Source organism: Streptomyces sp., from assembly GCF_050698815.1.
Lineage (GTDB): Bacteria > Actinomycetota > Actinomycetes > Streptomycetales > Streptomycetaceae > Streptomyces.
In genome coordinates, this window is the sequence record NZ_JBOHCV010000215.1 from 1 (window position 1) to 9,654 (window position 9,654).

The 9,654-nt window shown below is 71.2% G+C and carries 10 protein-coding genes; 1 reads left to right on the forward strand and 9 read right to left on the reverse strand.

From position 1 onward, the window contains the following. The 9 genes from ruvA to pgsA all read right to left on the reverse strand — a co-directional run. Window positions 1-538 (reverse strand): Holliday junction branch migration protein RuvA (ruvA, locus tag ACRDP3_RS08010; protein WP_431516147.1); only part of this gene is annotated, 538 nt, incomplete at its 3' end. Next, window positions 535-1,098: a crossover junction endodeoxyribonuclease RuvC gene (ruvC, locus tag ACRDP3_RS08015; RefSeq protein ID WP_431516148.1), complete on the reverse strand. Its 564-nt coding sequence runs from the start codon at window positions 1,096-1,098 to the stop codon at window positions 535-537. The genes ruvC and ruvA, both read right to left, overlap by 4 nt. 138 nt (window positions 1,099-1,236) lie before the next feature. Further along, entirely contained in the window at window positions 1,237-1,995 is a 759-nt protein-coding gene (locus ACRDP3_RS08020) for a YebC/PmpR family DNA-binding transcriptional regulator (RefSeq protein WP_431516149.1), read from the reverse strand. 112 nt (window positions 1,996-2,107) lie between these two features. Then, a complete protein-coding gene (pdxT, locus tag ACRDP3_RS08025; protein ID WP_431516150.1) occupies window positions 2,108-2,701 on the reverse strand; it encodes a pyridoxal 5'-phosphate synthase glutaminase subunit PdxT in 594 nt (197 codons plus the stop codon). 37 nt (window positions 2,702-2,738) lie between these two features. Continuing rightward, window positions 2,739-3,665, reverse strand: a complete 927-nt coding sequence (gene pdxS, locus ACRDP3_RS08030) for a pyridoxal 5'-phosphate synthase lyase subunit PdxS (protein ID WP_431516151.1) — start codon at window positions 3,663-3,665, stop codon at window positions 2,739-2,741. Window positions 3,666-3,802: 137 nt separating this feature from the next. After that, window positions 3,803-4,378 (reverse strand): hypothetical protein, encoded by a 576-nt coding sequence (locus ACRDP3_RS08035; protein ID WP_431516152.1) that lies wholly within the window; start codon window positions 4,376-4,378, stop codon window positions 3,803-3,805. Between the two features lie 65 nt (window positions 4,379-4,443). Further along, complete coding sequence (locus ACRDP3_RS08040) at window positions 4,444-5,613, reverse strand: glycosyltransferase family 4 protein (protein ID WP_431516153.1); 1,170 nt, start codon at window positions 5,611-5,613, stop codon at window positions 4,444-4,446. Then, window positions 5,610-6,551, reverse strand: a complete 942-nt coding sequence (locus tag ACRDP3_RS08045; protein WP_431516154.1) for a phosphatidylinositol mannoside acyltransferase — start codon at window positions 6,549-6,551, stop codon at window positions 5,610-5,612. Before ACRDP3_RS08045 ends, ACRDP3_RS08040 begins: the two co-directional genes overlap by 4 nt. Continuing rightward, window positions 6,548-7,192 carry a phosphatidylinositol phosphate synthase gene (gene pgsA / locus ACRDP3_RS08050; RefSeq protein ID WP_431516155.1) on the reverse strand — a complete coding sequence of 215 codons (645 nt, stop codon included), beginning with the start codon at window positions 7,190-7,192 and terminating at the stop codon, window positions 6,548-6,550. Before pgsA ends, ACRDP3_RS08045 begins: the two co-directional genes overlap by 4 nt. A gap of 203 nt (window positions 7,193-7,395) precedes the next feature. Here pgsA and ACRDP3_RS08055 point away from each other — a divergent pair, with 203 nt between their 5' ends. Then, window positions 7,396-9,597 (forward strand): elongation factor G-like protein EF-G2, encoded by a 2,202-nt coding sequence (locus ACRDP3_RS08055; RefSeq protein WP_431516156.1) that lies wholly within the window; start codon window positions 7,396-7,398, stop codon window positions 9,595-9,597. Window positions 9,598-9,654 lie beyond the last annotated feature (57 nt).

Here is a 9,654-nt window from a genome sequence, read left to right on the forward strand (position 1 = left end):
GGGCTACGGCGGCGACCGCCTCGTCGGCCTCGCGCGCCGCGTACCCCAACCCGCTGAGCGCGGAGTGCAGTTGATCCCGCCAGCCGCCGGAGACGGGGGCACCCGGACGGCCGGGCTGCGGGCCACCGGTCCCGGCAGGCGCGCCGAGTCGGTCCTTCAACTCCAGCAGCAGCTTCTGCGCGCCCTTCTTCCCGATGCCGGGCACGGCGGTGAGCGTCTTCTCGTCGCCGCCGGCGACGGCCAGCCGCAGCGCGTCGGGCGTGTGCACGGCGAGCATGGCCTGGGCAAGCCGCGGGCCCACCCCGCTGGCGGTCTGCAGCAGTTCGAAGGTCTGCCGTTCGTCGTCGTCCGCGAAGCCGTAGAGGGTCAGCGAGTCCTCCCGTACGACGAGGGAGGTGGCGAGCTTGGCCGGCCGGCCGACGCGCAGCCCGGCGAGCGTTCCCGGCGTGCACTGCACGGACATGCCCACACCGCCGACCTCGAGCACGGCGGCGTCCGGAGCGAGAGCGGCGACGGGACCGGAGACGAAGGCGATCATCGGACGGTGCCTTTCGGTGCGCGCTGATCGGGTGCGGCGCCGCGGGCAGCGGCGTGGGCCTGCTGGAGCCGGCTGAGCCGCTGCTGCGCCGGAGCCCGCCACAAGTGGCAGATGGCGAGCGCCAGGGCGTCGGCGGCGTCCGCCGGCCGGGGAGGCGAGGTGAGCCGGAGCAGACGGGCGACCATGGCACCGACCTGCGCCTTCTCGGCCCGTCCGGTGCCGGTGACGGCGGCCTTGACCTCGCTGGGCGTGTGCAGGGCGACGGGCAGCCCGCGACGCGCGGCGCACAGCATGGCCACGGCGCTGGCCTGGGCTGTGCCCATCACCGTACGGACGTTGTGCTGGCTGAACACCCGCTCCACGGCGACGGCTTCGGGCCGGTGCGCGTCCAGCCACTCCTCCATGCCGCGCTCGATGAGGACGAGGCGCTCGGGGATCCCGGCGTCCGCGGGCGTACGGACGACGCCGACCGCCTTCATCGTGAGCGGGCGGCCGGCGACTCCCTCGACGACACCGAGTCCGCAGCGGGTCAGCCCCGGGTCCACACCGAGCACACGCACCGCGGTCCTCCCCTTCTCACGCCTCCGGTCAGCATTCTCCGCAGGTTATCGGCCGGCACCGACAACGCCGCCGGGCCGTGCCGTACCGGAGCGGGAACCGCGGCAATCGCCGCCCGGATGCGGGTTGCTGACCGGGTGTCAGGCGTCGACCTTCGCCATCACGTCATCGGTGACATCGAAGTTGGCGAAGACGTTCTGCACGTCGTCGCTGTCCTCGAGGGCGTCGATCAGCTTGAAGATCTTGCGCGCCCCGTCCTCCTCCAACTGCACCTGCACGCTGGGCAGGAAGCTGTTGTCCGCCGACTCGTAGTCGATGCCGGAGTCGACCAGCGCGGTGCGGACCGGAACCAGGTCAGTGGCCTCGCTGATGACCTCGAAGTTCTCGCCCAGGTCGTTGACTTCCTCGGCCCCGGCCTCCAGCACGGCGGCGAGCACGTCGTCCTCGGCCGGACCGTCCTCGCTCTTGGGGACGATCACGACGCCCTTGCGGTTGAAGAGGTAGGAGACGGAGCCCGGGTCGGCCATGGAGCCGCCGTTCCGGGTCATGGCGACACGGACGTCGGAGGCGGCACGGTTGCGGTTGTCGGTGAGGCACTCGATGAGCACCGCGACGCCGTTGGGCCCGTAGCCCTCGTACATGATCGTCTCGTAGTCGGCTCCGCCCGCCTCCAGGCCGGCGCCGCGCTTGACCGCGCTGTCGATGTTCTTGTTGGGAACGGAGCTCTTCTTGGCCTTCTGAATGGCGTCGTAGAGGGTCGGGTTGCCCTCCGGGTCGGCGCCGCCCGTACGGGCCGCGACCTCGATGTTCTTGATCAGCTTGGCGAAGAGCTTGCCGCGCTTGGCATCGATCACGGCCTTCTTGTGCTTGGTGGTTGCCCACTTAGAGTGGCCGGACACAGCCTCGCTCCTTCGACGTCACCGACATGAACCAACGCGGAGATCCTACCGCCAGGCACTCAGCGTGCTGACCGCTGCGCCTGACGGCACGGCCCCGCACCACGCACGGTAGTCACCCGAGCGTGGTGCGCACCATCCCGGCGAACAGCGCGTGCACCCGGTGGTCACCCGTGAGTTCGGGATGGAAGGAGGTGGCCAGCAGACGGTCCTGGCGGACCGCGACCGGGTGTCCGTCGTACGTCGCCAGCACCTGGGCGCGGGCGCCTGTCGACTCCACCCAGGGGGCCCTGATGAAGACGCCCTCGACCGGGCCGCCGTCCACACCCGCCACCTCGAGTGCCGCCTCGAAGGACTCGTTCTGCCGCCCGAAGGCGTTGCGCCGCACGATCATGTCGATGCCGCCGACGGTCTCCTGTTCCGACCTCGGGTCGAGGATCTTGTCGGCGAGCATGATCATGCCCGCGCAGGAGCCGTAGGCGGGCATGCCCGCCCGTACGCGCTCGCGCAGCGGCTCCAACAGGCCGAAGGCGATGGCCAGTTTGGAGATCGTCGTCGACTCACCGCCCGGTATGACCAGCCCGTCGACCTCGGCGAGCTCCTCGGGACGGCGCACGGCGCGGGCCTGGGCGCCCACCGCGGACAGTGCGGCGAAGTGCTCTCGGACGTCGCCCTGCAGGGCGAGGACGCCGACAGTGGGAGTGCTCACGGGGAGGTGCCTCTCCTGCCTCGCGCTGGTGACTTCGTCACCAGCCGCGGGACGCGTAGCGCTCACCCTCGGGCAGGGTGTCGCAGTTGATGCCGACCATGGCCTCGCCCAGGCCGCGCGAGGCGTCGGCGATGATCTTGGGGTCGTCGTAGAAGGTGGTGGCCTTCACGATGGCCGCGGCGCGCTTGGCCGGGTCACCGGCCTTGAAGATGCCGGAGCCGACGAAGACGCCCTCGGCGCCGAGCTGGCGCATCAGCGCGGCGTCGGCGGGGGTGGCGACGCCACCCGCGGAGAACAGCACGACGGGCAGCTTGCCCAGTGCGGCCACCTCCTTGACCAGCTCGTACGGAGCACGGAGTTCCTTGGCCGCGGCGTACAGCTCGTGGCTGTCGAGGGCCTTGAGCCTGCCGATCTCGCTCTTGATCTGGCGCATGTGCCGCACGGCTTCGACGATGTTGCCGGTGCCGGCCTCACCCTTGGAACGGATCATGGCGGCGCCCTCGGCGATGCGGCGCAGGGCCTCGCCGAGGTTGGTGGCACCGCAGACGAAGGGGGTGGTGAAGCCGAACTTGTCGCTGTGGTTGACCTCGTCGGCCGGGGTGAGGACCTCGGACTCGTCGATGTAGTCCACGCCGAGCGCCTGCAGGATCTGCGCCTCGGCGAAGTGGCCGATGCGGGACTTGGCCATCACCGGGATGGAGACCGCCTCGATGATCCCCTCGATCATGTCCGGGTCGGACATCCGGGCGACGCCGCCGTCCTTGCGGATGTCGGCCGGTACCCGCTCCAGGGCCATCACCGCGACGGCACCGGCGTCCTCGGCGACCTTGGCCTGTTCAGGCGTCACGACATCCATGATCACGCCGCCCTTGAGCTGCTCGGCCATGCCGCGCTTGACGCGCGCGGTGCCGGTCTCGGGGGCCTGTGCGGACGGGGCGGAGGACTCAGAAGACGGGGTGGACACGCGATGACCTCACTCGAAGGGAAAAAGTACGACAGGACCATGGTAGGTCCGCTTGGTACACGATCCTGGACGGGGGTGGCCCTGGAAAAGGGCCAATTCCGGTGAGGTGGCCCGTACGTCGGACGGTCGCAGGGTGGTCAGCTTCCCGGCCGCGATGTGCCGTTGGCGCCGTTGGCCCGGTCGGCAAGTGCGGGCGGCGGCTCGTCATCCATCTCGAAGGCCAGCGGGAACGGCGCGTAGCCCGCCAGCCGCAGCCAGCGGACCGTGCGGTGACGGCGCAGGGCGCGCGCGGCCCGTACGGCGTCGTTGTGGAAGCGCCGCGCCATCGGAACGCGGCGGACGGCCGCCGTCAGCTCCGCGGCCGCCTCCTCACCGCCCGGAGCCGCACGGACCGCCTCGACCTGGCCGGTTTCCGCGAAGACGGCGCGCAGCGCCTGGCTCAGCTCGCTCTCGGCGACCTCCCGCTGGTCCTCCTCGGCCTGCCGGGCGTCGTGCGCGGACTGGTAGAGGACGATCGAGGCCGCGGGGTCCAGCACGCCCGCGGTGGACAGCTCCTGTGCGACCGAGGCGCGGCGCAGCAGCTGCGCGTCGAGGGCGGCCCTGGCGGCGTCGATACGGGCGTGCAGCCGGTCCAGCCGTCCGGCGGTCCAGCTCAGGTAGACGCCGATCAGCAGCACGGCGGCGACGAGCAGGAACAGGGTGGTCAAGGCCATTGGCTCAGCACTCTCCGTCGGTCCTCAGCGGTATCTCGGCGTGGCAGCGTGGTCGGCGGGCTCTGTCAGCGTGGCTCGGTACGGGCCAGGCCGAACCGGGCGCGCAGCCCGATGCGCTCGTCCGGGGAGACGGCCGCGGCGCCGTCGGTGACGGTTTCGTAGACGGCGAGGACGTCGGCGCCGACGGTGGTCCAGTCGAACCGGCGCACATGCCGGATGCCCAGTTCCCGCAGCTCGGCCAGGCGCCCGGGGGCGCCCAGCAGGCGTACGGCGGCATCGGCCAGCTCGTCGGCGTTCCCGTTGGCGAACAGTTCCCCCGCCGCTCCTCCGTCCAGCACCTGGGCGAACGCGTCCAGGTCGCTGGCGAGCACCGGCGCACCCGCGGACATCGCCTCGACCAGGATGATGCCGAAGGACTCCCCGCCGGTGTTGGGCGCCACGTACAGGTCGACGCTGCGCAGCAGCCGTGCCTTGTCCTCGTCGCTGACCATGCCGAGGAACTCCACCCGCTCGCGCATCTCGGCGGGCAGGGCCGCGACGGCCTCCTTCTCATCACCGCGCCCGGCGACCAGCAGCCGGGTGCCGGGCAGCGCGGCCAGGATGCGCGGGAACGCCTTCATCAGCACCGGAAGTCCCTTGCGGGGCTCGTCGATCCGCCCGATGAAGCCGATCGTGCCGCCCTGCCACTCCGCCTTCGGTTCGGCACCGGCGAAGAAGCCGACGTCGACGCCGTTGGGGATGACGACCGCGTCACCGCCGAGATGTTCGACCAGGGTGCGCCGCGCGTACTCGCTCACCGCTATCCGGGCGCTGATCTTCTCCAGCGCGGGCTGCAGGATCGGGTACGCCGCGATCATCGCCCGTGAGCGCGGGTTGGAGGTGTGGAAGGTGGCCACGATCGGGCCCTGCGCCGCCCAGCAGGTGAGCAGGGCGAGGGAGGGCGTGGCGGGCTCGTGGATGTGCAGTACGTCGAAGCGTCCGTCGTGCACCCAGCGGCGTACCCGGGCCGCCGAGAGGAAGCCGAAGTTGAGCCGGGCGACCGAGCCGTTGTAGGGCACCGGGACGGCGCGTCCGGCGGAGACGACGTAAGGGGGCAGCGGGGTCTCATCGTCGGACGGCGCCAGGACGGACACCTCGTGCCCCAGCCGGATCAGGTGCTCCGCCAGGTCGCGGATGTGGAACTGGACGCCGCCGGGCACGTCCCAGGAGTAGGGGCAGACGATGCCGATCCTCATGCGTCCCGCTCCTCCTTCGCCGCGGACCCGTCCGGTTCCCGCCCGGGGGCCAGGTCGGAGAGCCAGAGCCGCTGCAGCATGTGCCAGTCCTCGGGGTGCTCGGCGATGCCGTCGGCGAAGGCGTCCGCCACGGCCTGGGTCATCACAGCGGCCTTCTCCCCCCGGGTGCCGTCCGCCGGAACATCCACCGCGGGGTAGACCCGGCCCTTCAGCACCGGCGTCTCGTCGTACCAGAGCGTCACCGGCAGCAGCAGCGCTCCGGTCTGCTGGGCCAGCATGGCGGGCCCGGCGGGCATCCGCGCGCGCTCCCCGAAGAACCCCACCTCGATCCCCGAGGCGGACAGGTCGCGGTCGGCCACCAGGCAGACCAGCCCGCCCGCCCGCAGCCGGCGCGCGAGGGTGCCGAAGGCGGCTCCGCCGGCGTGCGGCAGCACCTCCATTCCCAGGCTCTCGCGGTAGGCGACGAAGCGGTCGAAGAGCGATTCGGGCTTGAGGCGTTCGACGACCGTCGTGAAGGGCGTCTTCAGCTCGGTGGTGACATAGGCACCGGCCAGGTCCCAGTTGGCCAGGTGCGGCAGCGCGAGGATGACCCCGCGGTCGGACGCGATGCCGTCGGTGAGGTGGTGCAGGTCCGTTATCCGCACGCCGCCGCGGACGCGCTGCTCGCTCCAGGAGGGCAGCCGGAAGGACTCCATCCAGTAGCGCAGGTACGAGCGCATGCCCGCACGGGAGAGCTGTGCGAGGCGCTCGGGCGAGGCGTCGGGGACGACGCGGGCGAGGTTGGCCTCCAGCTGCCGTACGCCCTTGCCCCGCCGCCGCCAGAGGCTGTCGGCGATACTCCGCCCCAGCCGCTCCGCGGCGGGCTCGGGAAGCTTCCTGACGCCCGCCCAGCCCAGTCCGTACAGGGCGTCCGTCAGCCGGTCACCGGCGGCGCTCACGCGACCCCCCGCCCGTCCGCCTCGGCGGCCTCACCGCGTACGGTCACCACGCGCTGGCCAAGAGTCACGGCGCTGCCGAGGGCGACCACCCACAGCGCGATGGGCAGCAGGACGCCGATGTGCGGGACGCCGAAGGTGGTGAAGCCCGCGAGCCCGGTCAGTACCAGGGTGATCACGAGCCGCTCCGCGCGCTCGACCAGGCCGTTGACGTTCACCGGCAGGCCGATGCTCTCGCCGCGCGCCTTGGTGTAGGAGACGACCTGGCCGCTGGCCAGGCAGAAGATGGTGACCGCGCACATCAGGACGCTGTCGCCGCGGCCCGCGTACCACAGCGCGATACCGCCGAAGACCGCCGCGTCGGCGACCCGGTCCAAAGTGGAGTCGAGGAAGGCCCCCCACCTGCTGGAACGGCCCAGCTGCCGCGCCATGTTGCCGTCCACGAGGTCGGAGAAGACGAACAGCGTGATGACGACCGTGCCCCAGAAGAACTCGCCGAACGGATAGAACCCCAGCGCACCCGCCACCACACCCCCGGTGCCGATCAGGGTGACCGCATCGGGACTCACTCCCAGGCGCAGCAGCAATGCGGCGAAGGGAGTGAGAACACGCGTGAAGAAGGCACGCGCGTACTTGTTCAGCATGGCCGTCCAGGTTGGTCGATGGCGGGCCGGGTGGCGAGTGCGGCCACCGACGGCCCCATCGTAGCCAGCGCCGGAGGGCCGTCGCGAAGGGATCGCTGCGGTGCCCCGCGCTACGTATGGACGGGTGCCGGAAGCGGTGGAAAGCTCGTAGAACCGTGGTTTTCGCGACGGACCCAACAGGTGTCGACCGGAAGGCGGGACACATGGGCGACAAAGCGGGTACACACCCCGGAGCCGCCGGCAGGGCAACGGCGGCCGAGCAGCCCTCCGCACTGCGGAACGTGGTACTGGTCGGCCACAGCGGTTCGGGAAAGACCACCCTCGTCGAAGCACTGGCGCTCACCTCGGGAGCGGTGAGCCGGGCGGGCCGGGTCGAGGACGGCGGCACCGTCTCCGACTACGACGAGATCGAGCACCGGCAGCAGCGTTCGGTGCAGCTCTCCCTGGTGCCGGTGGAGTGGGGCGGCATCCGGATCAATCTGCTGGACACCCCCGGATACGCCGATTTCGTCGGGGAGTTGAGGGCCGGTCTGCGAGCAGCGGACGCGGCCCTCTTCGTCGTCTCGGCCGCGGACGGCGTGGACGGGGCGACGCGGCTGGCGTGGGAGGAATGCGCGGCTGTGGGGATGCCGCGGGCCATCGTGGTGACCCATCTCGACGCCGCACGCGCCGACTTCGAGGAGATGGTGGAGGTCTGCCAGCGCGTCTTCGGCGGTGACGATCCCGATGCCGTGATCCCGCTCTACCTCCCGCTGCGCGGCGAGGCGTCGGCCGCCGACGGGCACGCGCCGGTCGACGGGCTGATCGGGCTGCTCTCCCAGCGGGTCTTCGACTACACGCCGGGCACGCGCACCGAGCGCGATCCGGACCCCGGCCAGCTGCCGCTGATCGAGGAGTCCAGGAACCGGCTCATCGAGGGGATCATCGCCGAGAGCGAGGACGAGACCCTCATGGACCGCTATCTGGCCGGTGAGCAGTGCGACATCAAGACACTCATCGAGGACCTGGAGAAGGCCGTCGCCCGCGGCGTCTTCCACCCGGTGCTGGCGGCGGCGCCGGCCGGCGACGGGGCCCGGCAGGGGCTGGGCACGGTGGAACTGCTGGAGCTGATCACCGGCGGCTTCCCGACGCCACAGGAGCGAGCGGTCCCCGCGGTCACCACCCCGCAGGGCGGTGCGCGTCCGCAGCTGACCTGCGACCCGGACGGGCCGCTGGTGGCCGAGGTGGTGAAGACCTCCTCGGACCCGTACGTGGGACGGATTTCGCTCGTACGGGTCTTCTCCGGCACCCTGCGGCCCGACGAGACGGTGCACGTCTCGGGGCACGGACTGGAGGACCGCGGCCACGAGGATCACGATGTGGACGAACGGGTCGGCGCCCTCTCGGTGCCCTTCGGCAAACAGCAGCGCCCGCTCGCCAAGGCTGTCGCGGGCGATCTCGCCTGCGTCGCGAAGCTGAACCGGGCCGAGACCGGCGACACCCTCTCGGCCAAGAACGACCCGCTGCTGATGGAGCCGTGGGTGATGCCGGACCCGCTGCTGCCGGTCGCCATCGAGGCGCACAGCAAGCCGGACGAGGACAAGCTCTCGCACGGGCTGTCCCGGCTCGTCGCCGAGGATCCGACGATGCGCCTGGAGCAGAACCCGGACACCCACCAGCTCGTCCTGTGGTGCCTGGGCGAGGCGCACATGGGCGTCGCCCTCGAACGGCTGCGCAGCCGCTACGGCGTGAACGTCGACTCCGTCGAGCACAGGGTCTCTCTGCGGGAGACCTTCGCCGAGGAGGCGACCGGGCGGGGACGGCACGTCAAACAGTCGGGCGGGCACGGGCAGTTCGCGATCTGCGAGATCACCGTGGAGCCCCTGCCAGGCGGTTCGGGCATCGAGTTCGTCGACAAGGTCGTGGGCGGCGCCGTCCCGCGGCAGTTCATCCCGTCCGTGGAGAAGGGCGTACGGGCGCAGGCCGCCAAGGGTGTGGCCGCCGGATACCCGCTGGTGGACTTCCGGGTGACGCTCCACGACGGCAAGGCACACTCGGTGGACTCGTCCGACGCCGCGTTCCAGACGGCCGGAGCCCTCGCGCTGCGCGAGTGTGCGGCCAAGGCGCGCATCCATCTGCTGGAGCCTGTCGCGGAGTTGCAGGTGACGGTCTCGGACGAGTACGTGGGATCGGTCATGAGTGACCTGTCCGGACGGCGCGGCAGGGTCTCCGGCACCGAGCAGGCGTCCGACGGGCAGACGCTCGTACGGGCGCAGATCCCGGAGATCGAGATCAGCCGATACGCGGTGGAGCTGCGCTCCCTCTCGCACGGCACAGGCCGGTTCGCCCGCGCGTACGCCTGCCACGAACCGATGCCTCAGCAACTGTCCGGCAAGATCCTGGATGCGGCCCAGAACGGCGGCTGATCAGGGCTACGCTGGACGAGGACGCGTGAAGAGGTGTGCCGGCCACGACAGTTGGGA